Below are 25,944 nucleotides of genomic sequence, written 5' to 3' on the forward strand. Positions count from 1 at the left end.
GCAGATGTATCCCTCCCCGGGGCGCGGCACTTGGCGGATGTTGACGCCCTTGGCCGTGCGCTCTGTAATCGGAGGTATACGCCACCGATCACTGATGCAATAGCAATTATGGGCAGACTCATCGATTTACTTCCGCCATATCCCGGCGGCCAGGACCGCAACAGCAAAACGGCTCGCGATGCATTGCAGTCGTTATGGCGCGGCTTGAATATGCCCGATGAGTCCATGGACTACATCGACCTTTCGGGCGGGGAACCTGTGTTTCCCTCATCGTTTGCCGTGGGCACCGCAGCACAGGCCAGTATGGGCGCCGCCGCGCTGGCCGCGGCGGAGATCTGGCATCTGCGCGGCGGGACTCGGCAACGCGTGGCCATCGATATGCTGCATGCTGCGCAAGAATGCCGCAGTTATTTCACGCTGGATGGCGTGGAACACGAGATTCAAGACAAGTTGACGGGCACCTATCGCTGCGGCGACGGCGGCTGGGTGCGTATTCATGCCAACTTTGCGCATCATCGAGATGGCGCGCTGGCCCTGTTGGGCTGCCCCACGGGGCCCGAGACGACGCGAGCCATGGTCGAGCAGGCGCTGTCGCAGCGCAGCGCCCTCGAGTTCGAACAAGAGGCCGCCGATGCGGGATTGGTGGTGGCCGCAATGCGCCGTTTTGCCGACTGGGACCACCATCCGCAGGGCATGGCTATCGCAGGCCAGCCCGCGCTGAGCGTGACGCGCATTGGCGATGCGGATCCGCGTCCGTTGCCGAAATATTTACACGATGCCCGCCCCTTGAAAGACGTCCGCGTACTGGATCTGACCCGCATCATCGCCGGTCCCGTCTGTGGACGCGCGCTAGCCGCCTACGGCGCCGATGTTATGTTGATCAACTCGCCCCATCTGCCCAATATCGAGACGATTGCGGAAACGAGCCGGGGCAAGCTATCGGTGCATGCCGACCTGGAAACGGCGGATGGCCGGATCGCCCTGGCGAACCTGCTGCGCAGCGCGCATGTGTTTGTGCAGGGCTACCGACCGGGCGCGCTGCAGTCGTTGGGTTTCGGTCCGCAAGAGGTGGCCAATATGCGACCGGGCATTGTGTATGTATCGCTGTCGGCCTATGGCGACAGTGGTCCGTGGGCGCAGCGGCGTGGCTTTGATTCGCTGGTACAGACGGCCACCGGCTTCAATCATGCCGAAGCAGAAGCGGCAGGCATCAAGGAACCTAAGCCCATGCCCATGCAGATCCTGGATCATGCGTCGGGTTATCTGATGGCGTTTGGCGCGCAAGTCGCCCTGACACGTCAGGCGACCGAGGGCGGCAGTTGGCACGTGCGGGTGTCGCTGGCGCAAACGGCGCGCTGGCTGCGGTCGCTGGGCCGGGTGAGCGGTGGCTTGCGACGTCCCATGCCGCCGATCGAGAGCTATCTGGAATCCAGTCCATCGGGATATGGACAATTGACGGCAGTCAAGCACGCGGCCCAGTTTTCATTGACGCCGGCGCGCTGGTCCAGGCCGTCGGTGCCACCCGGCACCGATCCGACGGTGTGGCCGTTCAGTTAGCATGTTGAGTAAGTGCGTCGATCAGGCGCATTGGGCAATACGCCGCAATTGGGTAGACTCTCGTTTTTCCAAGGAGCTCGCATGTCTTCTGCCACCATCTATCACAACCCGCGCTGCAGCACGTCGCGTAACGTATTGCAGATGATCCGCGACGCCGGCATCGAGCCTACGATCATCGAATATCTCAAGTCGCCGCCGTCGCGTCAGACCTTGGCAGGCCTGATTGAGCAGTCGGGTCTGACGGTGCGCGACGCCGTGCGCGCCAAAGAGCCGCTCTATCAAGAGCTCGGCCTGGCCGCGTCCGATGTGACTGACGACGAATTGCTCGACGCCATGATCGAGAATCCCATCCTGATCAATCGTCCGTTCGTCGTGACGGAGCAGGGCGCCCGGCTATGTCGCCCGACCGAGTTGGTCAGCGAGATTTTGCCCTGAGCCTTTATCGGCGAAAAGATAGAAGTGCCGTCGTCGCAACGACGACGGCTAACGCTAACGTTGCGGTGGCTGTGATTGCGGCTGGCTGGCGCGCCAGTCTCGCAGCGCCTGCAGTGTATTGGCGACATGGCGGTCGGGGCTCATGTCGGTATAGGCATACAGAATTTTGTGATCCGGCGATATGACGTACGACACCCGCGTCGCGGTCTCGGGGCGACGGTCATGCGCGGCGTCATAGGCTTTGATGACGGTCTGATCGCCGTCGGCCGCCACCGCAAACTTACTGCGGCATTCGCTGACCGAGAATTTTTTCAAGGTCTCGATATCATCGGCAGAGACGCCGATGACCGTCGCGCCCAGCGCCTTGTAATCGTCGGTGGCCTCAGCAAAATTGCGAGCCTCGATCGTGCAACCTTGCGTAAAGGCCGCCGGATAAAAGTACAGCACCACCGGCCCTTGCTTGAGCGCCTCGTTGAGCTGGAACGTGAAGACTTCACCCCCCAGAGAGGCTGGCGCCGAAAAATCGGGCGCGGGCGCACCAACGGATAGCTCGGCGAACGCCGGCCAGGGGTTGACCAAGGCCGCAGCCAAGGTCAACAGGGGCAAGCAACGTTTGATCATTGATCGCTCGGGTTTGGTCAAAAATTAGTTCCAGCGACCGCCGGAACCCCCCAGGCTGAAGCGGCCGGCGCCCAAAAAGAGGACAGCCAGTGAGCTGAACAGGAACATGCCTTGCAATTCCAGCGCCCAACCGCCCTGGGCGTTCAGGCTACCGATTTGCCCCATATGCGCCAGCAAGATTGCCACCACCATGCTGCCCGTCATCAACAAGGCGCCCACGCGGCTATACAAACCCACGATGACCAGCAACGGACCCACGACTTCACCAAGATAAGCGCCATACGCGATAAAGGCAGGCAAGCCATGCGAGGTCAGCATACCCTCGATGCCCCCTACGCCGCTGGAGATCTTCATCAAGCCATGCAGCAAGATCAAAATACCTACCGCGAGGCGCAAAATAAGCTTGCCCGTGTCATCACACTTGATCATGTTGTCTCTCTTCGTCAAAGTCGTACGGTCGGTCAATAAACGATCCGGGTCACCACCCTTGGCAGGACTCACGCGCCATGGTGAATGCGCTCATTATTACAAATCTTTGGGCAATGGCAAGGATTCGTTGGATATACAGCAAAATGTGTGGAAATTCCTCGTTCTGTTCGAACGTTGACGAGGGTTGCGGCCCGCCTACCGCGGCGTGGTTGGCTATACGGCGCTCGGCGCCTTAATCCAGTCGTCACGCAGCAAGACGGGCGGCGCAAACTCAAGGTTTACGCAGAAATAACGCGTCGGGAATATCGTCAATCTCCGACAGGGTCAACGCGTCGCTAACCTGATTGGCGCCCGGGATGAAATTCAGGGCTGCGTCGGCGAGCAGTGGTACGCGAAATGTATTGCCTTGCCAGTGCTCGATAGGCAGCGCGGGGGATACGCCCGCCACCATTCGCAAGCCCGTCGCGTCCTGTTCAATCACGATATCGCCGTAGTACTCGTGCGTATATCGTCCGACGTAGCGTTTGGCGTCGATGTTCGACCCGGCGCCTGCGGGAGGCGTCCCGTGCAGACGACCGGGGCGATCGAGCAGGCCGGTCAGGGCCTCATGCCACTTGTCCCGCAGATCCGGCCAGATATCCTCGTCGGGCCGGTCGGCAAATAGCAGCGTCATCAACTTGTATTCCAGCGCATCGGGCACGCCCATGGGCGGTGTGTTGGTCAATATCACGATGCCCAGGCGTTGCGCCGGCATAAAGGAAATACGGGTATTGATGCCTTCTTCAAAGGCGCCGTTATGCTCCAGTACCTTGCGGCCTCGGTCATCGCGGACCTCTAGCCCCAATCCATAATGCAGTGTCGGAAAAGCCGGGTTGATGATGGTCTGAGCCGTCTGCGTTTCGCGCATCGCGTCTTCGGCGACGATGGGTTTGCCCTGATACTTTCCTTCATCCATTTCAAACGCGATAAAGCGCAGCATGTCGTTCAGCGTGGAATACACGCCACCAGCGGGGGCTTGCGCGTTATGGGGGTTCACATCGGTCGCGACCGCGCGTCCATTGACGAGCTCATGTGCGGCCGAGCGATTGTCGACTTTCAGAAATTCCTCGTGCGTGACAACGGTTTGGCTCATTCCCAGTGGCGTTATGATTCGGCTGCGCACCAGATCTTCCCATGACAGGTGTGCCGTACGCGCGGCCACTTCGCCCGCCAGAGTCAAGTTCCAGTTCGAATAGGCATATTGCGTACGAAAGGGGGTAGCCGGCGGCAGATAGCGCAATCGCCGAAAGACCTCGTCCCGCGAATAGCCAAAGATGACTTCCAGGTCTTCGCCATAAAACGCGGCATATCCCGTGCGTTGCGACATCAAATCACGCAGAGACATTTCGCTCGTGACATACGGGTCCCGAAAACGGATATCGGGCACTAAGTCCGAGACTCTGCTATCCCACTGCACCGTGCCTTCGCCGACCAGCGCGGCGACCGAGGCACCCGCGAAAACTTTGGACACCGAGGCCAACGGGAATAGCGTATCGGCATCCACCGGCTTGCCGCTGCGCGTATCGCGCACGCCATAGCCACGGGCGAGTACAGGCTGGCCATCGATCAAAATCCCCATCGCCAGGCCCGGCAAGCCGCTGCGCTCCATCACGTCGCGCAGATAGGTTTCAAAGGCGGGCAGTACGCGTTGCACCTGCTCGAGCGTGAGTGCCTGCTGGCGGGACGCGCCGGCCGTATCCAGGTTGTAGGCGTAGACCACGCCGCCCAGGCTGGCGACCGCGAGCGCCGCGGCTGCGACGGTCGCTACGCTCAAGCGTCGCAACGATGTCCATGACCGTCTGTCGCGTTGAACTTTGCTGTGCATGTTGGTTCTCCTGTTTTTGGACACGTCAAAAGCCGGTCTGATAAATCAGGCGCAGCAATCCCTGGTTGAACGACACACCTTGCTCCTGCTGCCGCAAGAATCCCGCCTGCACGATCAGTCCGATGTCCGTGACATACGCCACCGTGGCCGACAGGCCCCAATCCTGGTTATCGACAAAACCCTGGTCGGCCAGACTGCCTTGCAAGGCATGAAGCCCTCGGCGAGCCGCCGTGACCGTATACATCATGGGCCCCTTGGATAGCGTTGCCGATGCCACCAAATCCGTCGCGGCGGTCTGGGTACCCATAAAGCCACGTAGATGGACAGCCTCGCCAAACAGGCGCAGCCCCCACTTGTCCGAGAGTTGGGTCTCGTAGTTGACGTGGGCTTCGACACCGGTCTCGGCGCGCTGATCGTTGTCGCCTTTGCCTTGAGCCAGCCGGGCCACCGTAAATCCACCGCGCAAGCCGGGCAGGGAAGGGATATCGGAAATGTCGTACGAAATGCCGCCCGATTGCAGCCCATTGGTATTGCCCGGGCCGCCATCCTCGATACGAGGCAAGGCGGGATAGTCGTGGGCCCAGGTCTGGCTAAAAATCGTGTTGTCGCGCTTGAACAGGATGGACGTGATCGTATGGCGTGCCGAGGCGCCTTGCCACGTCCAGCGCCCACCCAGTCCCAGCGATCCGGGATAACTGTAGTCCCCCGAAAACCCGCTGTATATTCCGTCAATCGTTTGCCAGGCCTCTCCGTACCCCACCTCGAATTTGCCCGCGAAATAGGTCGCATGACCCGCGTCGTAGGTCACAAAGAGATTGCGCAGTTGGCCGTCCAGATCCTCAAAAGCCCGGTCATTAGGCCCATTGGCAAACGAGCGAAACTCGACCAGCCCCGATAGCGCCAGATTGGGCGACAGTTTGGCGACGGCGGCGCCCTGCAGGAACGGGTCCAACGTATGCCAAGTCGACGGCAGGCCGGCACCCTCCGGTCCCTTTACGTCAAAGAAATGGGCGTTTTCGATATAGCCGATGAGCCGGCCCGATATCTGCGGATAGCTTTCGTCAGGGGCGATCGTGGGATCAATCGCGGGATCCAGAAAAATCTCGGATTGCGAGGCCCACGCCGGACGAATCCCTAAGAGGCTGCTCAGCACCACCGAAAGAACGGCCGTGCCAGAAAGGGACCGCCGTCTTCGTAAGATCGACATGAGCAGGGTTTGCTGAAAGCAACAAAAAGTGCGTCGATATTAGCAATAAGCGCCATAACGCGACAAATTATTTTTGTTTGTTAACGATCTGCAAACCCTGCTTTATTCACCAGCCCGCCGCGTAAGCGGGTCGCCGAGGGTCCGCTCCACCCCAGCGGATACCGCTTTGCAGCTCGTGCCTGACGGCGCACAGCGCGCCAGCACGCCAACTGCGGTCTTTCCACCAATGCACCGCATGCCCCATGGCGGCAAGCTCGTCACCCACGCCGCGGGCGACCAAATCCTCGATCATGAGCCGGCCCGGCATGGCATTGTGGGGCTCGAACGAAGAGGGAAAACTAAAGGTCGCAAAGCGCGGTGCTTCGATCGCCTGCTGCACATCCATGCCGAAGACCTCGATATTCAAAAATGTCTGCAACATGGCCTGGCATTGAACATCGCCGCCCGGCGTACCAAAGGGCATGACATATTCCCCGGGCCGTATCGCCATCGAGGGGTTGGGGGTCAATCGGGGACGTCGCCCAGGGCCGACCCGGCAAGGATGCCCGGCCTCGGCCCACGATTGGCTGCCGCGCCCCGAGGCGCAGATGCCGGTGCCCGGAATAACCGGAATGTTGTAGGAGCCGTCGCTGGGGGTTGCCGAAAACGCGTTGCCGTCCTTGTCCACGACCGCCACATAAGAGGTATCCAATCGGGGATCCGTGCGCGCCGTATCATCGGGCCCGGTGGGGCGCAGGTCGATATCGCGTCTATACGGCAGACTACCGGCCGGGGGCATGTCGGGACCGGCGCGATCTGCCGCAATCATGGCCAGGCGTTGACGTGCATATTCCTTGGACAGCAGATCCCCTTGCGGGATTTGCGTGTGGCGCGGATCGGCATAGTGCACTTCGCGATCGGCAAAGGCGAGCTTGATGGCTTCGGTCAACAAATGCACATAGGCCGCGGAGTTATGGCCCAGCGCGCGCAAGTCGCGCGGCTCCAGGATGTTGAGCATCTGCAACAGCGACGGTCCCTGGCACCAAAAGCCGCAGCTGTGCACCTGCGTGCCACGAAAATCGGTGACAAGCGCGGGATCGACCTCAACGGAAAAGTCGCGTAAATCTTCGTGCGTGATCAGCCCGCCTTCTTGCTTGTGATAGTTGACGATCGCCGCTGCGATATCGCCCTCGTAGAACGCGCGTCGCGCCGCCGCCAGGCCCGCCAGTCGACCGTCGCCCTGGCACGTACGCTCCTCATCCGCCATGTACTGGATACTGGCGGCCAGATCGGTCTGACGAAACAGCGATCCTGCGGCGGGAGGCTTGCCGCCAGGCAGATAAATGGCGGCATTGGACGCCCAGCGGGCATAGTTCTTGGCGTTGTCGGCAAGCACTTCGGCCATCAACGGATACATGACGAAGCCATCACGCGCCAATTGGATAGCGCCGGCGGCCACCTCGCCAAAACTCATGGTGCCGAAACGCTCGAGCGCGGTAATCCACGCATCGGGCGCCGCGGGAATCACGGTGCGCAGCACGCCGGCCGGGATGGTGCCGCCGTGCTTTTCCAGAAAGGTTTCCAGCCGAGTGGCGCGGGGCCAGTAGCCCAAACCCGAAATGCTCCAGACTTTGCCTGTCTGCGCTTGATAAACCAGGATGGGGGCGACACCGCCAAAGTTGACGATGTCGCTTTGCACAACGCCGAGTGCGATACCCGCCGCCACGCCAGCGTCCACGGCGTTGCCGCCGGCCTGCAAAATATCCATGCCGGCCTGGGTCGCCAGATAATGGCCCGCCGAAATCATGTGGTTCAGGCCCGCCAGCGCGGGCCGCATCGAGGTCGGGGCGCTGCCGCTGGTCAGGTCAGGTGCGTAGGTCGTGGTGGACAAGAATGCCTCCGGATAAATGCTGTGCTCGCGCGGCAAAGAACACCGCGTGCGAGATTGGCTACATTATTGCGGCGAGAGTCCCAGTTTGCTCGTCACCCCTTTCCACCGCTTGAATTCGGCCTGTAGATAGCGCTTGAATTCTGCGGGTGAACTGCCCTCGATAATCACGTCGCGTTCTTCCATGGCACGGCGGACTTCGAGGGTGCCGAGCGCAACTTTAGTGGCCTGATACAAGGCGTCGACGATCTCCGTCGGTGTACCGCGCGCCACCAGCAGCCCGTACCACGAGCCGCCGACCATGGCGGGAAAGCCGCTTTCTTTGGCCGTCGGCACGTCCGGCAGACGCGCCAGGCGTTCTTCACTAAAGACAGCCAATGCCTTGAGCTTGCCGGCGCGCAACAAGGGGAGGGTCGTCCCCGGGGTGTCTAGCGTGTACTCCACTTGGCCCGCCATGACGTCGTTTAGCAGTGCCGAGCTTCCCTTGTAGGGAATGTGCACCGTCTTGATGCCGGTGTCCATGTTCAGTTGTTCAATGAAAAAGTAATTGGCGGTCATGACACCTGGCGAGGCGTAGTTGACCTCATTGGGACGAGCGCGCGCATAGTCCACCAGCTCGGGCAAGGTGTTGGGCGGAAACGCCGGATTCGCCACCAGGATGAATGGTCCGCCGCCGATCCGGGTTACGGGGACCAGATCATTCATGGGGTCATAGGTCAGGCCCTTGATCGTCAGCGGTGCGCCCGTCAATGGCGACGCGGTGGCAAACATCACCGTATAGCCGTCTGGCTGAGACCGGGCCACCTGCTGGGCCGCGATGGTGCCACTGGCGCCACCGCGATTTTCGACGACAACGGATTGTTTGAGCTCCTTGCCCAACTCCTGCGCCAGCACGCGCGCCACGGTGTCCGTTCCACCACCGGGCGGATAACCGACAAGCATGCGTATCGGCTTGTCAGGCCAGGGATCCGCTGCGAATGTCGTCGCGGGTTGCAGCAACCCGAGCAAACCGATGAGTCCTGATAACCCGATGGCCCGGCTGATGCGGGGGGTGGAACGCAAGAAGACAAATGCACGCGTCATCATAAAAATCTCCTGAGTGCTTCCCGGTCTGAAAAATCAAACTACTTATTCGCTGCCAAACCTAATTTGCGCACGATCTCGGCTTCCAACTGATACTGTTGCGCAGCATAGGCCTCGTAGTCTTTGCCATTCATATAAACGAGCTCTTGACCATACTGCGTCAATATCTGCTGAAAAGCCTCTGACTCAGCGACCTCTTTGAACACATCATGCAATGTCGCCACGACGTCGGGCGGCATGTCTTTGGGGCCGGCAATACCGAAAGGCGCGTTAGCGGGAGGGGTACCGTCCAGCTCATGCAGCGTAGGCGTCTCGGGATACTGCGCGCTGCGGTCTGCGCCCCAGGTCACAAGCATGCGCATTTTTCCGGCTTTCACCAACGGCTGCACCGTGGTCGAGCCCGCATAGGCGGTGACCTGGCCGCCGACGACAGCCGTCAGCACGTCTGATTCGCCTTTGTACGGAATATGGCGCCAGGTGACGCCATTGCGTGTAGCGATTTCCTCCATCATCACATTGGACGCACTACCTACGCTGGCCGTCCCGTAGGTGACCTCGTCGGGATTTTTCTTGGCATAGCTGATGAAATCGCCCCACGTTTTATAGGGCGAATCCGCGGGTACTGCGACACCGAGCGTATAACCGCTGAGCATCATGATGTAGGTAAAGTCTTTCGTGGGGTCATAGCCCATATTTTGAATATGGGGCATGCGGTAGACCGGACTAGGCAGCACGGCCAGTGTATAGCCATTGGGCTCGGCCGACTTGATCGCGCGCGCGCCCAGCGTGGCGCCTGCGCCACCGCGGTTTTCGATGACGATGGACTGGCCCAGCTTGGGCGCGACCAGCTCTGCAAATCGGCGAATCACGGTGTCCGTGGAACCCCCTGGCTGATAAGGCACCACAATATGCAGAGGATGAGTCGGGAATGCATCGGCAGCCTGTGCTGGCGTCGACGCCAGCGCGGCGGTGCTGCTCAGCACGGCGACGGCGAGCATGGCGGCTATAGGGTGCCCAGTTGTCGCGGGTCTCGCCTTAACGAGGGTATTCGAAAGAAACGTTGTCATGGTGAACTCCACTCGATTCAGGCCGCTGCCCAAGCTTGCGCCAATGCGCGCTGGAAATTGCCGCCCACCACGCCCAGAATCTGACTGTCGGTCAGCCCCGCTTGATGCAGTGCTTGGGTAAAGGCAGGGAACTGTGCCGGCGTCGGCGTCTCGACGGGGTAGCGGGCTTGCATCACATCGCCAAACGCATCAGAAAAATCACCGCCCGATTTGGCATATTTAGTGCGCGACATCACCATCACGTGGCGCACGGCCTCGTAGGTGTCGACAGAGGGAAAGTCCGTCCCGATGCCCACGTGGTCATAGCCGACCAGTTCGCCGATGTACTTCACATTGGCGACAAAATCCGATAGCAGCGGTTGCTGCCGAGGGTCGCCACGCCAACTCAGATAAGCATGGATGCTGCAGCCCACCACGCCGCCTGTCGCGGCTACCGCCTTGATGACGTCGTCCGATTTATTGCGCGGGCGCTTGATCACGGCATTGGCATTGGCGTGCGTCAGGAACACGGGCTTGCTGCTACGATGCGCGGCATCGAGGCAGGTCTGAGGCGCGCAATGACTCAGGTCGATCGCCATGCCGACGCGGTTCATTTCGTCGATCATATTCAGGCCGAGATCGCTCAAGCCCGCGTTACGCTTTTCCAGGCAGCCATCGCCCAACAGGTTTGCCTCGTTGTAGGTCAATTGGATAACGCGAATGCCGAGCGTGTGAAAGAGGGCGACGCGGTCAATCTGGTCGCCCAACGGCTTGCCGTTTTGCCAGCCCATGATCAAGCCCAATTTGCCGGTCTCTTTAGCGCGCACAATATCCTCGGGCTTTTCGATCAGGACCCAGGCGCTGTCCGGTTCGGCGCAGCGTTGACGCCAGGCCATCGCATCCTTGATCGCCTGTTCAAAGTCCGCACTCATGTCGCTGACAGTGACGTTGATGGCGCTGACGCCGCCCTCGAGCATGTCGCGCGTGCTCCCGTCGCTAAAGAAAACTAATCCGTCGATGATGGTGGCGCGATGGTGCAAATCGGCGCTGTGGCTATCCATAAGTGGCTTCTCTTGTAATAGGGTCATGATGGGAGACGAAAGAATCAGCGAAAACGGGGAAACGAGAGATGCGATCCGCGCGGGCTACGTTCCATAGCGGTCGAAACGGAACGGCTGAAGATCGACGGTGGGCCGTTGCCCCTGAATCAATTGCGCCATGGCTTCGCCGGCCGCCGGGCCGATGCCGAAGCCATGGCCCGAGAACCCCGATGCGAGATACAAGCCAGGCAGGTCAGGCACGGCATCCATCACCGGCATCGCATCCGGCGTGACATCGATATAGCCGGCCCAGGACTGCGCGACACGGGCGTCGCGAAAGACCGGAAAAGCGTGTGTCAGCCGCCGCCACGCCTGGTCGATGCCACGTTCGGAGGGCAGGGGATCCAGCACGCGGTGCCGCTCGAACGGCGACACGTCATCTGTCGAGAAATGACGCGGGATGGACAGCTCTTCAAAAAAGCGCTTGCCGAATCTCAGCCTGACAAAATTGCGATTCGCCAGCCAGGCGCGGCCAAAATGGCGCATTAAACGAAAGCTGTCGGGCACGACGTCGGCCATCGACGCCCCGAACTGCGACACGGTATAGCCACCGTCAGCGCGCTTGCGGCAGGTAAAGTCCTTGCCGTTGACGGCCGCGGCCAGGCCCGCGTCAATGGGTGCTGTGCGCAGAACGGAACCCCGTACTTTCAGCTGCGGAAAATCGGCGCCCAGATTGCCGCAAAACAAGCGGGACCAGGCGCCGGCGGCGACCAGGACAGAAGACGTGGCAACGCGGCCATGCTCGGTCAGCACGGCGCAGATCCGACCGGCGCTACGCTCGATCCCGCGCACCGCGCAGTCTTCGAATAGGAGTGCGCCCGCCGCGCGCGCCAGCGCGGCAATGGCCGGCGCGGCCAATTGCGGCTCGGCGACGCCATCTGTCGCGCTATACATCGCGCCCGTCCAGGCCCGGGCGGTTTGCGGCAACATTTGCCGTGCCTCGTGACGACTCAATTGCCGGGCATCCACGCCGTAAGCGCGCGCACTATCCATCCAGGCGTGATGCCCGGACGCATCTGCGTCGTCCTCTTGCAAATACAGCATGCCGCTGCGACGAAAACCGACGTCTATCTTGTTCTGGATGTCGCCCCACAATACGTTGGCGCGTTGCGCCAGCGGGACTTCGGGCAGGTCGCGACCCAAGGTCCGAACCCAGCCCCAGTTGCGCGACGATTGCTCGCACGCCACGGCGCCTTTTTCGAATAACGCGACCCGCACGCCCGCGCGGGCGAGGGCATAGGCTGCGCTGACACCGATAATCCCGCCGCCAATGACCGCCACATCCACGGCGTCCGGCAACGCGCCAGCAGCGCCGAAGAGCTGGCGATTTGGGGCGGATCCGCGAATCGTCGCAGCGTCTTGAAAAGCGGACATCTGGGCCAAATGAGAGAAGACCAACACGGACCTCAATGAAGGATTGCTAGGGAATGCTCACCTTGAATTATCGATATGCGATAATTAAAAGTGTATAGCGATAATTAATTGTGCTTTTATACTGCATGTCCGTCGGCCCAACAACGTAAGGGTTTCCCTAGGGCACCTGCGCATGGCCGCCGCATCGCACGACCAGGTCCGTATCCCGGCCATCTTTGGAGCCCGCATGTCTGACACTTCCGCCCTGATGATCCAGTCATTGGAGAAAGGTCTGTCCGTGCTCGAGTCTTTTCGCGCTCACGCGTCGCTGAGCTTGCAGGAGATTGCGCGAGTCAATGGCATTACGATGGGCTCTGCGCAGCGCGTGGCGCACACGCTGGAGCAAACCGGCTACCTGTTCAAAGACCCGCGTAGCAAGCGCTACAGCACCACGGTCAAGAGCGTGGGCCTGGGTTACAGCTACTTGTATCGACAGCCCTTGTTCCAACATGCGCACGCCGTACTGCACCAGCTCAACCAGGAGTGCGGCGAGATCGTCAACCTAGGCGTCCCGGATAACGAGGACAACATCGTCTTTGTGATGCGGGTGGCGCCCGCGCGGCATATCCCCGAATACATGCCGGTCGGCTCGCGCATCCCGTGCATCGCGACGGCCTCTGGCCGGGCGCTATGGGCGCAACTCCCGCCGGCCGAGCTTGATCGCAAACTTCGTACCGTGGCGCGTATCAAGCACAACCCGCGCACGACAACCGACCCCAAGATACTGCGTGCCCTGATTGATGAGGCGCGGCGCGACCAGTATGGCTACGCGGACGAGGAGTTTTATGCCGGCGACCTGAACGTTGCCGCTGTCGTCCACAATGAGGCCGGCACGCCCATTGGCGCCGTCAATATCTCGGTACCCAAGCCACGCTGGTCATTGGAACGTGCGCGGCAGGAACTCGGGCCGCTCGTCATCCGGGCGGCGCGCGCGATCAGCACGCATCGCTAAACGGGCGGGGCACTGACAGCCCCGATACCGCTATGGCAATGACAGGCTACGCTGACGGCTGCCCAAATCCCGTCAGCACCATCCCGATCACCCGATCGACCTGCTTTTGATCGAGCTCGTAGGCGGGTTGCGCGGGTAGGGCCTGATCGGGATCCTTGGCCAGCAGCTCAAAGCGCCGTGACACCGGATCCAGGTTGGCCAGCATATGAATGGACGCACCGCGCGCAAACTCGTAATGCCAAATGACTTCCTCGCGGCTAAGCGCCGGAAACGTCTTCGCCATGGCATCGATGAAACGCCGGGCCGCATGCTGGTTCAAGTCAAAGTTGTGATAGCCCGCCCGCACGTCCACCCGCATCTGAAACACGCTGCGCACATAGAGGCTACCGCCGTCGGCAGAGCGTGACATCGTCAGTACGGGTTCGATCAGGGCGGCGAGAATCTGGCGCGGCGCCAGCGCTTGCCCGGCGGCGTCCTGTTCCAGCGCATCCAGTCGAACCAAGCGCTCGCGATTGACGTCCCCGGTGATTTCGCGGTGGGCGAGGCTGATCAGTCCGTCCTTGGACTGGAAGTAATAATTCACCGCCGCCCCGTTAGCGCCCGATGCCGCCGTAATGTCCCGCACGGTCGTGCCACTGGGGCCTTTCCGGGCGACGAGTTCCTTGGCCGCCGCCAGAATGGCCTGGCGCCGGGGGCTATTTCGGGTGTCGCTCGTTTCGAATTCTTGCATCGTGCGCTGATTCTGCCTCGGGTGATTCAATCCGGCGTATCCGGGTTTTCATGGGGGAAAGAGACTTGCATTGATGGCCTGCTCGATATGATAATTCAAACGTTAATTTCAAACATTTGTTTTATACATCCATATGAGCTTGAATTCTCTCCCCTCGACAGATCTCGCCGCATTGTCCATTGCCGAGGCTAGCCGCGGGATAGCCAGTGGGGATTGGCGACCCACTGATTTGTTGCAGGCGATATTCGACCGGCTGGATGCGGTCGACGGCGTGATCCACTCCTATTTGCGCACGGATCGCGAGGCAGCCCTGGCGGCAGCCGGCCAAGCGGACTTGCGTGCCGAGCAGGGCACGCGCCTGGGCGCGCTGGATGGCATCCCGTTCGCGGTCAAGGACAATATCTATACCAGTGGATTGGCTACCACGGGCGGGTCGCGGGTACCGCAGCACCATGATCCCGCGCTGCACGCGACGCTGGTGGCACGTCTGCAGGCTGCGGGCGCCATTCTCGTGGGCAAGCTGAACACCTGGGAATATGGCACCGGCACCGGCGCCGTGCATTTCGACCTGGACGCGCCACCGGCTCATAACCCCTGGCATCCCGATCATTTCACCGGCGGGTCGTCTAGCGGCTCGGGCGCCGCGGTGGCTGCCGGTACGGCGTACTTTGCGATCGGGACCGATACCGGCGGCTCGGTACGATTGCCCGCCGCCGCGTGCGGCGTGGTCGGGCTCAAGCCCACCTTTGGCCGCGTCAGCCGTCACGGCATCATGCCGAACTGCCCGAGCTTTGATATCGCGGGGCCGCTGACCGTGACCGTCGAAGACGCCTGCCTGGTCTACGAGGCCATCGCGGGCCACGACCCGGCCGACCCGACGACGCTGAACCATTCTGTGGAACCTGTGTTGCCGACCCTGCGCGACGGCGTCAAGGGGCTGCGTGTCGGTCTGGTTCGTCGTCTGGATCCCGTCGATGATGTAGAGCCTGCGATTGCCCAGGCGCTCGACCAGGCCTGCGAGGCGCTGCGCGCCCAAGGCGCACACGTCGCCGAGATCAGCCTGCCCATCGCGGCGGCCGAGTATCGGTCCGTAGCCGCGCCGATTAACCGCAGTGAGAGTTACGCCGCGAATGAGCGGGACTATCTGGAACATCGCGACCTGATGGGCCGCGCCTTGCGGGAAAAACTGGACGTGGGCAAAGACATGCGCGCGTCGATCTATCTCGGGGCGCTACGCCAGCGCCAGGACCTGATCGCGCGCACGGACGCTGTGTTTGCGGACGTGGACGTTTTGCTGCTGCCCATGACGGATCGAGTGGCGCCCTTGTTGTCGGATGAACAGTCCGTCATTGCCTTCACCACGCGCTCGGCAGGTAGTCCGTTTTCCTTGACGGGCCATCCCGCCGTATCCGTGCCCGCGGGCTTTAACGATAAGGGATTGCCAGTCGCCGTCCAACTGGTAGCGGGATTTTTGCAAGAGGCACGCCTGATGCGTTGCGCACGCGTTCTGGAATGCCACTTTACGCCCGAGCCACTGCGCGCCAAGGTCCTGCCGGGGGCCGCACGCCAACCTTGAGATCGCGAGAGGACGTCACGCGAAATCAAATTTCCATTCAACGATTGCCTAAGGAAGCCTAAAGATGAAAATTTCGAAGTTTTTACGCTGTGCCATTCCGCTGTGCCTGGGCCTGCTGACGACGCCGGCGGCGATGGCCGCCGATCCGTATCCCAGCCAACCCGTCAATCTAATCGTCGGCTTCTCGGCTGGCGGACCGACGGACCTGATCGCGCGCCTGATCGCCGAGCATCTCGGTACGGATCTGGGCGAGAAATTCATTGTGGAAAACAGGGCTGGCGCAGGCGGAAATATTGCCACCAAAGCCGCCGCCCGCAGCAAGCCCGACGGCTATACAGGGATGGTCGCGAGCTTGAACCTCACCATCAACCCGTGGATGACCGCCGACATCGACGTCGACACCCGCAAGGATTTCATGCCCGTGCGCACGGTGGCGATCGCCCCGACGGTATTGGTGGTGAACAATGATTTCCCGGCGAAAAACGTCAAGGAATTCCTGGAAGCCGTTCGCCAGTCACCCGATAAATACAACGCGTCGGCACAAGGTTCATCGCCCTTGCTCGCGGCGGAATTGTTTACGGAATTGACCGGCACCAAAATCACGCCGATTCCTTATAAGGGCGCCGCGCCGGCCATGGTGGATTTGATCGCTGGTCACGTCGACATGTCTTTTGCCACGCTGGGCTCGGTGCTGCCGCACATCCGCAGCGGCAAAGTGCGCGTACTGGCCGTGGCGTCGCCCGAGCGCTATGTCCTGCTGCCCGACACGCCGACCTTTGCCGAATCCGGTCTGCCGGACTTCAGCTTTGATTCCTGGACGGGGCTGGTGATGCCCGCCGGCACGCCGCCGGCCGTGATCGAAAAGCTGAAAGTCTCGCTCGACAAACTCGTGGTATCGCCGAAATTTGAAAAGCAGGTGCACGAGATCGGCATGACGCCGGTCTTGAAAGACTCGCCAGAGCAGTTTGCCAAGACGATCGACAAAGAACTCAAGCTGTACGAAAAACTCGCTGCGTCGGCTCGCAAAAAAGTCGAAAAATAAGGCGTTGCAAGATCCAGATCGCTGAGTAATCTCGATCTGAAAACTACATAAAAAACGCTGGCCGGGGTGACCGGGCCAGCGTTTTTTACGTCGTGATCGTCACATGATGCGATCCAAATGGATTGCCGCGTGACCACGCCTGAATAGGCTGTGTCACGCACACACACTCAGCCAAATTTCTTCTGCAATTCCTCGCAGATATCGTCCAGCGACTCCACGTCTGCAAATTTCATATCCAGGTCGAACAGATTGGCCTTATGAGCCTGCGCGCTGCGATCGCCGCAGGCCTCTTCGACGAGCACGATGCGGAAGTTATGCGAGAACGCGTCGACGGCCGATGCGCGTACGCAGCCCGAGGTCGAAATGCCGACCATGATCACCGTGTCGACTTCGTCGTAACGTAAAAAATCAGCCAGCATCGTGCCGAAAAAGGCCGACGGCTTGTTTTTCATGATGACGCGGTCGCCGAGTTGCGGGCCATATGATGCCGGCCATTCGTCCGCTTTCGGATCGGCGACAAACTCCACATCGTCGGGCTTGGCCAGCTTTAGATTCCACGCGCCGCGATAAGCGGGCAGGGAACGATCGTCGCGACGGCTGTAATAGACCGGCAGGTTGAGTTTGCGAAAGAGGGCGGTGATGCGATCCAGGGCGCTGATCAATTCGGGCATGGCCGCGCCGCAGAACGAATAGGACGGATCCACAAACATATGCGTGGTGTCGATATTCACCAGCGCCGGACGTTTGCCGATACCGATGCGATTAGCGAACCCCCCTTTACGGTAGGTTTCGAGTTCTTCGTCGGGCACGTAGCCGCGCCACTTTTCCAGCTTGTCCATCAAAGCGTTGCTCCTTACTGCAAGGTTTGTTGCATAGCGAGACCGCGGCATCAGCGCCGCGGTGCACGTCATTGTTGTGTGATGCCGTTTTTACGGATTACTTCGCCCCATTTTTCGGTCTCGGACTGGACCAGTGCACGAAATTCCTCGGGGGTGCCGCCACCGGGACGGCCCGCCATGGCCCGGATGCGTTGGCTGATCTCCGGATCGGTCAAGATTTGATTGACCGTGGCATTCAGGCGCTGAACCACCTCGGGCGGCGTACCGGCGGGAACAAAGATGCCATTCCAGGACAGCACTTCAAAATCGGGATATCCCGCCTCTGCCATCGTAGGAACGTCGGGCAGATCGGGCAGACGTTCCTTGTCAGCGACGGCTAGCGGCCGCAGACTGCCATCCTTCATGCTGGGCAGGGCGGACAGCGCGGTCTTGAATCCCGTCTGCACATGGCCGGCGATCACGTCAGTCAGCGCGGGCGCCGCCCCCTTGTAGGGAACATGCAGCAAATCCGTGCCCGTGCGCAGCTTGAACAACTCGCCAGCCAGGTGCGGCGAACTGCCCGAGCCCGACGAGGCATAGGTCAGCTTGCCCGGCGAGGCCTTCGCCGCGGCAACCAGCTCGTCCACCGTTTTGACCGGCAGCGACGACGTCACGACCAAGACGCTGGGTGACGACATGAATTGGACGACGGGTATGAAGTCCTTATTCACGTCGTGGCGGATATTCTTCAGCAAGCTCGCGTTGATGGTGTTAGCAATCGTGCCCAGCAAGAGCGTATAGCCGTTGGCGGGTGCTTTGGCGACTTCTTCGCTGGCGATGTTGCCGTTCACGCCCGGTTGGTTCTTGACCACGACGGGCTGTTTTAACGCCGTCTGCATGTGGCCGGCGATCAGGCGCGTGATGACATCGCTGGCGCCGCCAGGCGGAAAGCCGATGATGAACGTAATCGGTTTGCTGGGGTAAGCGTCTGCACTCATCGCAGGTACTGCGGCGGCGAGCATCGTTACGCCAAAAGCGGCGATCGCCGCCCGTTTGAACAGAACAGTCATGGTTTTCCCTTGTGCGTTTTGTGCAATGGATGGGTTACGCCACCCGTATTCTTGACACTGCACCTGCATTCTAGGCACGAGGTGGTCGACCCTGCAGCGAGTATTTCAAACGTCCAAACGAGGAAAATCGAATGCGAACGTGCTGGGCCTGGTATTGCGCCGCACGTCCCGCCGTGCGCCCTATAGCCAGCGATTACGGCCGGCCGCCACATTGGCCGCGCGCATCACGGCGTCCTTGACGACCGCCAGCACGCGATCAGAGCCGTCGTCGCGTCGCGTCACCAGCGAGACATACATATGCGGGGCGTGCGAACCCAGACGAACTTCGCGTACGGGATAGCCCACCAATGAGCGACGGTCGGGCCACGCCAGAATGGACACACCCAGTCCCGCCGACACCATCGACAATATCGCCAGCGTCGAGTCCATTTCCACGGTACCGCGTACGGTATGGCCGGTTGTCGCCAAATAGCGATCGATGGCAATGGCCAGATTGGAGCCACGCCCAAAACGGATGAGATCGTGCGCATCAAGCAGGTTCTTGGCGTTGTCTTGCGTGGCGTCTTTGGGCGCGATCATGAACATCTCCTCCTGAAAGAGGGGATGCCAATCCAGCCTTTTATTGCGCTCCTCGTCGGCCAGCGCCACGATGGCCGCGTCGATGGTGCCTTCTTTCAGGGCATTGAGCAGGCCATGGCTGGTGTCGCGCACTGGCCGCACTTCAAGCCGGGGCGTGTGCTGGCGCAGATAGCGCATGGCCTCCGGCAGGATATACGCCTGCATGCTTTCGATGGCCCCCAAGGCAACGCGGCCTTCGATGACACTGGAGCCGCGCCGTCGCAATGATTCCATTTGCTCGAGCGTGCCGCTGATCAATCCGGCGACGTCGTAGGCAAAAGGCGTGGGCTTGACTGTCGACGTGCTGCGGTCAAACAGCGGCTGGCCGTAATACTCCTCCAGCCGCTTCATTTGCAAACTGACCGTACTGGGCGACACATTCACCTCGACCGCGGCGCGCGCAAAGCTGCCGTGTTTGATCACGGCGTTCAAGGTGACAAAGAAAGCCAGATTCATGCGATCACGGCCACGCGTTGGGTGGCTCAAGGTCCGACAGGGAGATCCTTATTTTATCCCGTTGTCATTCCCGCTTTCCGTCGCGTAGCACCTCAGGCTTGAGCTTGAGTAACTGGCCGATTTTCTTGGCCGCCACCTCGGCTTGTGCCCGGGTGGCAAACCCATGAATCCGGATACGCGTGTAGGGACGGTTTTTCAGGGTGATGCTGTCTTCGGCGGCCTCATAGCCGTTGAGCGCCAGTTGCGCACGGACCGGATCGGGATGCGAAAAGATGCCCACTTGCACATCGTAGCTGCCGGGTGCCGATGGCACGGGAACGGGCGCCGGCTTGGCCTTAGGGTTCGGCGCGGGTGCGGGCTGGGGCGTGGGCAGCGCGGTCGGCCCCATGCAGACCGAGATGATGTGCTGCGGCAGCGGCGGAGCCGGCCCGACCGCCGGCACGCTCGAACCGGGCGCGGTGCCGGGTTGCAACTGCTCCGTGCGTTTCTGAACCTCGGTGGCTTGCTCGGTCAGCTTGTCGGCCTCGGCAAAGGCCGAGAGCAGGCCGGCCTGTCCTTGCTGCTGGTACGTGACGATGATCCACTGCACGCCAGCCTGCTGCAACGATGCGGCCTGATCGCCAAAATCGGCAGCCGTATAGCGCCGCTGTCCGCTGGAAAACTCCCTCAAAAAGTCGATGAAGCCCCGCGCGCCGCTCCATTGACGATTCAACTCAAAATCCGCAAAACGGATGCTGAGCGCCGTGTCGCCGCACTGTGTCAGCGACCATGGGAACACGGCCTTGTTCGGAAAATTGAGGTTTTCCAGGGTGATGCGGCCGCTGGCGCATTGCAGACTGAGGGTCACACTCTCGGGCAACAGGTTTGCGCCGGGATTGGTCTGGGGCGGCACCGTACTGAGTGTCACGCTGGCCGTGGTGGTCTCAAGCTTGGCGATCTGAGTGCTTAAGTCTTGCTGTTGCTTGGTCAGGGCCTGCGCCTCGTCCTGCGACCGCTTGGATTGCATTTGATGGCCGGCCAGTGTGACTTGACGCAGTTGAGCCAGGCTGGCAAAGGCGTAAAACTGACCATTCAATGGCACTGTGCGTGCGAGCGCGGCGCGACCCTGATAGCGTGTGCCGTCTTGATCGATGAAGTTTTTAACATCGCCTCCCATGAATGCCTTCACTTGTCCCCGATCGCCAAACAGCATCTCGTTGGCCAGCTCGGCATCGTTGACGCCCTGGACTGCGCTGAGTACCGAGTTTTGCCAGCCTTGTTCCAGTTGGCAAGCGACACTGCGGCTCGCGTAGTCCAGCGTGAAATCCAGCGGCCCAGAGAGCAGTTGCCAGACGACGTTGCTGCGAGGTCCGACTTTGCTGCCCAATTTCGCTTTCAGCTTGGTCAACGCCGTATTGGCATCAATCAGCGGCACTGCCTTGACATTGGGATCATGCCCGAATGACCAGATATCAATGGCGGCCTTCATGGCGTTGCCGTCGCCTTGTTGCAGGGGCACGATGGTCGCCAGCACGCCCTGGCGATAGGTGTTCAGCAGCGTCAAGGCGTCGTTGTCTGTGCGTAGCTGAGCCAGCCCGTCCGAGATCGAGCCGCCATCAGGCAGGTGCCGAATCATGTTGCTGCCGAATTCCTGCACCACGTCGATTTGTTTCTTTACGCTTGATGCAGCACCCGTGCTCTGCTGCTGGCTCTGTTTGTCGGCCAGCGTCAGCAGCGCATCGGCCTGAATGGCCTGTTGCATCCAGTCAGGACGGGAGGCGGCCGACCAGCGTTGTCCCACCTGGGACAGTTGGCCTATCAAACGACGGTACGGATCATCGACGGTGAATAGCGTCGTCATCGCCGCACGGCGTGCCGTGCCGGTGGCCAACTGCGTGGGCGCCGACGAAAAGGCATCCGCAAAGGCGTACCAGGCGTCCAGACCGGCTTGTTGAAAGCGCTGACGCAACTCCCGGCTACGCTGCTCCCATAGCGCACTGTCGCCCGACGCTTGACCTAGTTCACGCATAAAATTACCCACAGCCTGTTCGCCAGCCGGCGTCAGTGCGGCAGGGATAAAGGGTTGATCGGGTAGCGCGGGAATGTTCCAAAAATCCGTCAATCGCACCGGCATCAGATTGCCCTGCAGCGCTACCCAGGCATACATCCAGTCACGTGATCGCTTGTCCAACTCCAGATTGGCCAATACCTGCTGCAGCGCGCGCCGCTCGGAGACCAGGACTTCGCGATTAGGTTGCCAAGCTAGATAGTCTTGGTATGCACCCCCCAACAACGCCCCATCGACGGGGTTGGCGACCCCGTTCTTGGTGTGGGCGAACAAATAGGTCATTTCGTTGCCAGGCGCGGGAAGCGGGTAGATATTCTTCCCGTCCAGGATGGCATTGAGCAAGTTGATGCGACGCACCAGTGTCTGCACCCACGCAGCCAGTACTTTCTTGTCCGGGTCGCCATTCAGCGCCGGCAGGCTGGCGGTGAGCAAGGGATCCACCTTGCCGACAATGATCGCCTGGTGAAAGTCGCGGACATAGCTGTCCGCCAGTTTTTGCTGAACCTCGTTCACTCGGCGTTGATACGGCATCCAATGCTGTTCCCAGTACGGGCGCGCCATCAGGCCATGCACCGCGCCGCGTACGGCTTGCAGGCTGTGCAGACTAGCGGATACCGATCCGGAAAGATCCAACTGTTTGTCCAACCCCGGCAGATTCGCCGCGTGCAGTTGTCGCTCGGCAACGTTGCTGGCATGTAGCAGGAATACACCGATGCCCACGCAAATGACCAACCAGGCAACGACCGTGGCGTGACGCAACAGACGACGCCAATGGCGCCAGCGCTCCAGCGGTTGCCAGGCGTGCCGCTGCGCCGGCAGGGCCTGCTCGAACAGGCCCGTGCTGAACCAGTCCGGCTCGCCGCGCTCGGCAGGCCCGGCATTACCCGTCAGATACAGGCCGCGCAGCAGCGGCGTCTCGGCATAGGGCGTCGCCTGAAAGGCCGGCCGCAAGACATTCGCCAGTCGCAACGCCAATGGCGCCATGCGTTCGGGCAGGGCAAAGGCTTCACCGTCCGGACGCGCGTAAGCACCTTGCAGGACACGCAGGTCGAACATGCGATGCACGATGCTGTTGAAGGCATCGCTGATGAACTCACCCACACCGGTGCCCGACGACGGATTCAGATAGCCCATCGGCTGCTGGTTGACATCCGGGCCCAGATTCGCGGCCCATGACGCAAAGCCGGGCAGGGTATGACAGTCCGTCAGGACGATATAGACCGGAATGCGGGCATCGTAGACGCGCGCGAGCTCATCCAGGCGCTTGCGCAAATGCTGCCCGGCCACGCCGCGCTCCCCCTCGTCAGTTTGCATCAACCAGTTGGCGCTAAAGGCCAGAACCAACCCATTGAGCGGTTCACGCCGACGCGTACGCATCATCCAGTGCAGCAGACGTCGCCAGTTGCCTGATATCGGCACCAGCGACTCGTCTCCCATGGCGGCGGTGGGGGCCAGTATCACGCATTGACGCAACAACCACCACTGCAGCACGGGAGGCTCGTCACCGCGTGCTTGCACGGGGTCCGCCCCGGCCACGCGATGCATCAGTTCCGATTGACTTGTCCCTTGCGGGCCCAGGACCAGATACCATGGCAGCACATAGAGCGGTGAACCAAAGCGCGACAAGCGCGAGTGCTTCAGCGCGCTAAGTCCCGCGCGCCAGTCCGCGTCCAGACGGCGCGTATTGAACGTTTCGTCATTGACCGGGCGCGCCAACCGCCGGCGCAGTCGCCACGCCAGCCAGCGACGACGCAGCCAGGCCAGCACAAACGCACCCACAATCACGCCTGCAAACAAGGCCGCCGATTGCCATAGTGGCCATTGGTTATACAGGCCCACCAGCCAGCATCCCAACGCCAGCAGGATCAGGACCAACAGCCAAGCGATGAATATCAGTAATTTCTTGAACATCGTGGAATCAGGGGCATAGCCCAATTAAGTTCAAAGACGACCGGCCAGCGGCGCGAGCAAGGCTGTCGCGGTCTGCGCCAGACGGAAATCCAGAAACAGATAAAGGCCCAGCAGCACGCACAGGGGCAATACGATCAACAGCAGACTGGCCAATGAGGGCATCAGGCCGCGCGCACGACGCAAGGGTCGTCGAGCGCCTGCGCCCGACTCTGGAAACAAGGGTTGATCCGCGCTCAGCGGATCCATCTGGCGTTCCTGGGCTACGCGTTCAAGCAACGCCCGGCGATACTCGGCCACCTCGCCGACTGGCCGATGGGCATATCGCCCATGAAAACCGGCCAGCAGCATCAGGGCATAGACCTCTCGGACCTCCGTGGCCTCGTCGGGCAACGCCTCGAGTTTTTCAAAGAAGGCGACCCCGGCGCGCGTTGTCCCGAAGTAGTGGCGCTGCAAGGGTGCGAGTCGCCAGGCTGCCGCACCGGGCCAGTCGCGAGACATGGCGCGCTCATCGATCCACGCGACCACCGCAAACAGCGCCAGTTGCACGTCGTTGGGATCCGATCCACTACCGAGTGCGCGCGAGACTGCCGCATCCAGCGTGACTTTCAGCTGTTCCGATAACGACGACGCGTCCTGGTCGGCTTGCGCCGTGGCCACTCGGACCGAGTCGATTACCGGAATCCAGAAATTGCTCAGGCGCACGGCTTATCCTTTGATCACAATGAGTTCCAGCCGCAAATCAGCCGGTGCATCGGGCATGAAAAACGCCAGCCGCCCATCGCGCACCACCTCGTCCCACGAATCCGACAGGCTCTCCAGTCGGAAATACGCCGCCCCTGCGCGACGCGGCATACCCAGGGGCATGGTTTGCAGCGGCAGCATTTCGATTCCGGGCAGAGACCGCGTAACCAGGGTATCGATTTGCTCTGGCGTACCCAGCTTGGCCTCTAGCGCCATCAGTTCGCCCAGTTCTTTGGGCTCGGTCGCGGCGCTGCGCGCCATCAGGTAGTAGCGGTGGCGTGGGCCAAAGAAGGTATCCGGCATTTCGGCGCGATACAGCGTGGCGGCGGTACCGTCCTGCTCGAAATGCACCATCATTTCAGGCCCGATGGTGATTTCATTGAGCAATCGGCGTATCAGGTCGGTCACCGTCGTATAGGCCGCACCGATGTCGGTGTGCTTGTAAGGGGGAAGCAATTGCTGGTTGTCGCGCGTTTCGCCCAGCAAATCGCAATACTCCGAGAACGTGCTCAGTTCGCCCGCTAATTGCCGCAGCACCCCATACACCGTCCACGGATGCGTTTGCAGAGATTCAGCCAGATGGTTGATCTGCGGGCCGTAGCGATTCAACACCGACAGTGCCAGGACAGGTGAAAATTGCGTGTCGTCGGCACGGCTGGTGACCGATTGTTTGAAGACCTCCAACTGACGGGCCCGCCCGATAATCTCGTCGCGCAATTCGCGCAGCATTTGCTGCAAGGGGGGGGACGCCGCCAGATTCAGGCAAGGAGGCACAAAGCGCGGCATCAGGCGCACCACTTCGCCGTCTTGTTCCAGGCGCGCGATGGGCATCAGGTCGTAGTCTCCCAGGTGGTCCAGCTCTTCTTCCCAAAACAAGCGCAACACATAGGTCATGAGCGTGACGCGGCCGGAGGGTCCAGGGGTATAACGGTCAGGGACCTGCTGCGGATCCGCTGGTACCGCCAGCCGTGTATCCGCTCGGGCCGCGTCATCCAGATTGGCGAATTTCTGCACGTTAGGCTGTCCCTCGACATGGCGGCGCAGCCCGACATAGAGCGTGCGAGGCCCCTGAGAAAAGTCCGCCAACTCAAAACGCATGGATTCAATGCGCGCATTGCCGGGAACCTCTGTCAACGTACCGTCGGGCCAGCGCAGCGCGAGTTGATTGATCACCAGATGGCGGGCCGCCAGTGCGGCATCGTCAATCTGCAGGGCGCCGAAGCCCCATCCCCAGGGCATGATCATGTCCAGCTGTCGCGCCAGATTCCGTACCGTCCAGGCATCCTGGTACTGGAAATGATGCGGCTGCAGAAACAGGCCTTGGTGCCAGAACAGGGGTTGGTTAAGTGGCTGTGTCATGT

The 25,944-nt window shown here is 61.0% G+C and carries 21 protein-coding genes; 5 read left to right on the top strand and 16 right to left on the bottom strand.

The features are described from left to right. The first annotated feature begins 108 nt into the window (after positions 1 to 108). Positions 109 to 1,557, top strand: a complete 1,449-nt coding sequence (locus tag ACYVDM_RS12610) for a CoA transferase (protein WP_415785298.1) — start codon at positions 109 to 111, stop codon at positions 1,555 to 1,557. An 81-nt stretch (positions 1,558 to 1,638) separates the two neighbouring features. Then, the gene (gene arsC / locus ACYVDM_RS12615; protein WP_415785296.1) at positions 1,639 to 1,992 is read left to right on the top strand and encodes an arsenate reductase (glutaredoxin); all 354 of its coding nucleotides are present in this window, start codon (positions 1,639 to 1,641) and stop codon (positions 1,990 to 1,992) included. 54 nt (positions 1,993 to 2,046) lie between these two features. Here the strand turns inward: arsC and ACYVDM_RS12620 are convergent, their stop codons facing one another. From ACYVDM_RS12620 to ACYVDM_RS12660, 9 genes are all read right to left on the bottom strand, one after another. Continuing rightward, positions 2,047 to 2,613, bottom strand: coding sequence for a peroxiredoxin (locus ACYVDM_RS12620; protein WP_415785294.1), 567 nt, complete (start codon positions 2,611 to 2,613; stop codon positions 2,047 to 2,049). A gap of 24 nt (positions 2,614 to 2,637) precedes the next feature. Continuing rightward, a complete protein-coding gene (locus tag ACYVDM_RS12625) occupies positions 2,638 to 3,042 on the bottom strand; it encodes a DoxX family protein (RefSeq protein ID WP_415785291.1) in 405 nt (134 codons plus the stop codon). 271 nt (positions 3,043 to 3,313) lie between these two features. Further along, the gene (locus tag ACYVDM_RS12630; RefSeq protein ID WP_415785289.1) at positions 3,314 to 4,906 is read right to left on the bottom strand and encodes a serine hydrolase; all 1,593 of its coding nucleotides are present in this window, start codon (positions 4,904 to 4,906) and stop codon (positions 3,314 to 3,316) included. 25 nt (positions 4,907 to 4,931) lie between these two features. Next, positions 4,932 to 6,113, bottom strand: a complete 1,182-nt coding sequence (locus ACYVDM_RS12635; RefSeq protein ID WP_415785287.1) for a hypothetical protein — start codon at positions 6,111 to 6,113, stop codon at positions 4,932 to 4,934. A gap of 106 nt (positions 6,114 to 6,219) precedes the next feature. Beyond that, a complete protein-coding gene (locus tag ACYVDM_RS12640) occupies positions 6,220 to 7,983 on the bottom strand; it encodes a gamma-glutamyltransferase family protein (protein ID WP_415785285.1) in 1,764 nt (587 codons plus the stop codon). 63 nt (positions 7,984 to 8,046) lie between these two features. Further along, positions 8,047 to 9,066 carry a Bug family tripartite tricarboxylate transporter substrate binding protein gene (locus ACYVDM_RS12645; RefSeq protein WP_415785283.1) on the bottom strand — a complete coding sequence of 340 codons (1,020 nt, stop codon included), beginning with the start codon at positions 9,064 to 9,066 and terminating at the stop codon, positions 8,047 to 8,049. 38 nt (positions 9,067 to 9,104) lie between these two features. Then, on the bottom strand, positions 9,105 to 10,130 hold the full coding sequence (locus ACYVDM_RS12650) for a Bug family tripartite tricarboxylate transporter substrate binding protein (RefSeq protein WP_415785281.1): 1,026 nt from the start codon (positions 10,128 to 10,130) through the stop codon (positions 9,105 to 9,107). A gap of 17 nt (positions 10,131 to 10,147) precedes the next feature. Continuing rightward, positions 10,148 to 11,170 carry a membrane dipeptidase gene (locus ACYVDM_RS12655; RefSeq protein ID WP_415785279.1) on the bottom strand — a complete coding sequence of 341 codons (1,023 nt, stop codon included), beginning with the start codon at positions 11,168 to 11,170 and terminating at the stop codon, positions 10,148 to 10,150. Positions 11,171 to 11,254: 84 nt separating this feature from the next. Further along, complete coding sequence (locus ACYVDM_RS12660) at positions 11,255 to 12,583, bottom strand: NAD(P)/FAD-dependent oxidoreductase (protein ID WP_415785277.1); 1,329 nt, start codon at positions 12,581 to 12,583, stop codon at positions 11,255 to 11,257. 226 nt (positions 12,584 to 12,809) lie between these two features. Here ACYVDM_RS12660 and ACYVDM_RS12665 point away from each other — a divergent pair, with 226 nt between their 5' ends. Continuing rightward, positions 12,810 to 13,574, top strand: a complete 765-nt coding sequence (locus tag ACYVDM_RS12665) for an IclR family transcriptional regulator (RefSeq protein WP_415785275.1) — start codon at positions 12,810 to 12,812, stop codon at positions 13,572 to 13,574. Between the two features lie 46 nt (positions 13,575 to 13,620). Here ACYVDM_RS12665 and ACYVDM_RS12670 read toward each other — a convergent pair whose 3' ends face one another. Beyond that, positions 13,621 to 14,304 (bottom strand): TetR/AcrR family transcriptional regulator, encoded by a 684-nt coding sequence (locus ACYVDM_RS12670; protein WP_415785273.1) that lies wholly within the window; start codon positions 14,302 to 14,304, stop codon positions 13,621 to 13,623. A gap of 133 nt (positions 14,305 to 14,437) precedes the next feature. Between ACYVDM_RS12670 and ACYVDM_RS12675 the strand changes: the two genes are divergently transcribed. Then, on the top strand, positions 14,438 to 15,880 hold the full coding sequence (locus tag ACYVDM_RS12675) for an amidase (protein WP_415785271.1): 1,443 nt from the start codon (positions 14,438 to 14,440) through the stop codon (positions 15,878 to 15,880). Between the two features lie 64 nt (positions 15,881 to 15,944). Continuing rightward, entirely contained in the window at positions 15,945 to 16,922 is a 978-nt protein-coding gene (locus ACYVDM_RS12680) for a Bug family tripartite tricarboxylate transporter substrate binding protein (protein WP_415785269.1), read from the top strand. Between the two features lie 167 nt (positions 16,923 to 17,089). Here the strand turns inward: ACYVDM_RS12680 and ACYVDM_RS12685 are convergent, their stop codons facing one another. From ACYVDM_RS12685 to tssK, 6 genes are all read right to left on the bottom strand, one after another. Continuing rightward, positions 17,090 to 17,761, bottom strand: a complete 672-nt coding sequence (locus ACYVDM_RS12685) for an isochorismatase family protein (RefSeq protein WP_415785267.1) — start codon at positions 17,759 to 17,761, stop codon at positions 17,090 to 17,092. Between the two features lie 68 nt (positions 17,762 to 17,829). Then, entirely contained in the window at positions 17,830 to 18,810 is a 981-nt protein-coding gene (locus ACYVDM_RS12690; RefSeq protein WP_415785265.1) for a Bug family tripartite tricarboxylate transporter substrate binding protein, read from the bottom strand. A 180-nt stretch (positions 18,811 to 18,990) separates the two neighbouring features. Then, positions 18,991 to 19,884: a LysR family transcriptional regulator gene (locus tag ACYVDM_RS12695; protein ID WP_415785263.1), complete on the bottom strand. Its 894-nt coding sequence runs from the start codon at positions 19,882 to 19,884 to the stop codon at positions 18,991 to 18,993. Between the two features lie 64 nt (positions 19,885 to 19,948). After that, on the bottom strand, positions 19,949 to 23,842 hold the full coding sequence (locus ACYVDM_RS12700; RefSeq protein ID WP_415785261.1) for a type VI secretion protein IcmF/TssM N-terminal domain-containing protein: 3,894 nt from the start codon (positions 23,840 to 23,842) through the stop codon (positions 19,949 to 19,951). Between the two features lie 30 nt (positions 23,843 to 23,872). After that, positions 23,873 to 24,544 carry a DotU family type IV/VI secretion system protein gene (locus ACYVDM_RS12705; protein ID WP_415785259.1) on the bottom strand — a complete coding sequence of 224 codons (672 nt, stop codon included), beginning with the start codon at positions 24,542 to 24,544 and terminating at the stop codon, positions 23,873 to 23,875. 3 nt (positions 24,545 to 24,547) lie between these two features. Then, positions 24,548 to 25,942 carry a type VI secretion system baseplate subunit TssK gene (tssK, locus tag ACYVDM_RS12710; RefSeq protein WP_415785257.1) on the bottom strand — a complete coding sequence of 465 codons (1,395 nt, stop codon included), beginning with the start codon at positions 25,940 to 25,942 and terminating at the stop codon, positions 24,548 to 24,550. Positions 25,943 to 25,944 lie beyond the last annotated feature (2 nt).

The sequence above is a fragment of the Bordetella tumulicola genome (assembly GCF_054779135.1).

Bases quoted from the DNA above. Each gene is read 5' to 3' on its own strand.
- ACYVDM_RS12610 (WP_415785298.1), top strand. From the start codon at position 109: ATGGGCAGACTCATCGATTTACTTCCGCCATATCCCGGCGGCCAGGAC.
- arsC (WP_415785296.1), top strand. From the start codon at position 1,639: ATGTCTTCTGCCACCATCTATCACAACCCGCGCTGCAGCACGTCGCGT.
- ACYVDM_RS12620 (WP_415785294.1), bottom strand. From the start codon at position 2,613: ATGATCAAACGTTGCTTGCCCCTGTTGACCTTGGCTGCGGCCTTGGTC.
- ACYVDM_RS12625 (WP_415785291.1), bottom strand. From the start codon at position 3,042: ATGATCAAGTGTGATGACACGGGCAAGCTTATTTTGCGCCTCGCGGTA.
- ACYVDM_RS12630 (WP_415785289.1), bottom strand. From the start codon at position 4,906: ATGCACAGCAAAGTTCAACGCGACAGACGGTCATGGACATCGTTGCGA.
- ACYVDM_RS12635 (WP_415785287.1), bottom strand. From the start codon at position 6,113: ATGTCGATCTTACGAAGACGGCGGTCCCTTTCTGGCACGGCCGTTCTT.
- ACYVDM_RS12645 (WP_415785283.1), bottom strand. From the start codon at position 9,066: ATGATGACGCGTGCATTTGTCTTCTTGCGTTCCACCCCCCGCATCAGC.
- ACYVDM_RS12650 (WP_415785281.1), bottom strand. From the start codon at position 10,130: ATGACAACGTTTCTTTCGAATACCCTCGTTAAGGCGAGACCCGCGACA.
- ACYVDM_RS12655 (WP_415785279.1), bottom strand. From the start codon at position 11,170: ATGGATAGCCACAGCGCCGATTTGCACCATCGCGCCACCATCATCGAC.
- ACYVDM_RS12660 (WP_415785277.1), bottom strand. From the start codon at position 12,583: ATGTCCGCTTTTCAAGACGCTGCGACGATTCGCGGATCCGCCCCAAAT.
- ACYVDM_RS12665 (WP_415785275.1), top strand. From the start codon at position 12,810: ATGTCTGACACTTCCGCCCTGATGATCCAGTCATTGGAGAAAGGTCTG.
- ACYVDM_RS12670 (WP_415785273.1), bottom strand. From the start codon at position 14,304: ATGCAAGAATTCGAAACGAGCGACACCCGAAATAGCCCCCGGCGCCAG.
- ACYVDM_RS12675 (WP_415785271.1), top strand. From the start codon at position 14,438: ATGAGCTTGAATTCTCTCCCCTCGACAGATCTCGCCGCATTGTCCATT.
- ACYVDM_RS12680 (WP_415785269.1), top strand. From the start codon at position 15,945: ATGAAAATTTCGAAGTTTTTACGCTGTGCCATTCCGCTGTGCCTGGGC.
- ACYVDM_RS12685 (WP_415785267.1), bottom strand. From the start codon at position 17,761: ATGGACAAGCTGGAAAAGTGGCGCGGCTACGTGCCCGACGAAGAACTC.
- ACYVDM_RS12690 (WP_415785265.1), bottom strand. From the start codon at position 18,810: ATGACTGTTCTGTTCAAACGGGCGGCGATCGCCGCTTTTGGCGTAACG.
- ACYVDM_RS12695 (WP_415785263.1), bottom strand. From the start codon at position 19,884: ATGAATCTGGCTTTCTTTGTCACCTTGAACGCCGTGATCAAACACGGC.
- ACYVDM_RS12700 (WP_415785261.1), bottom strand. From the start codon at position 23,842: ATGTTCAAGAAATTACTGATATTCATCGCTTGGCTGTTGGTCCTGATC.
- tssK (WP_415785257.1), bottom strand. From the start codon at position 25,942: ATGACACAGCCACTTAACCAACCCCTGTTCTGGCACCAAGGCCTGTTT.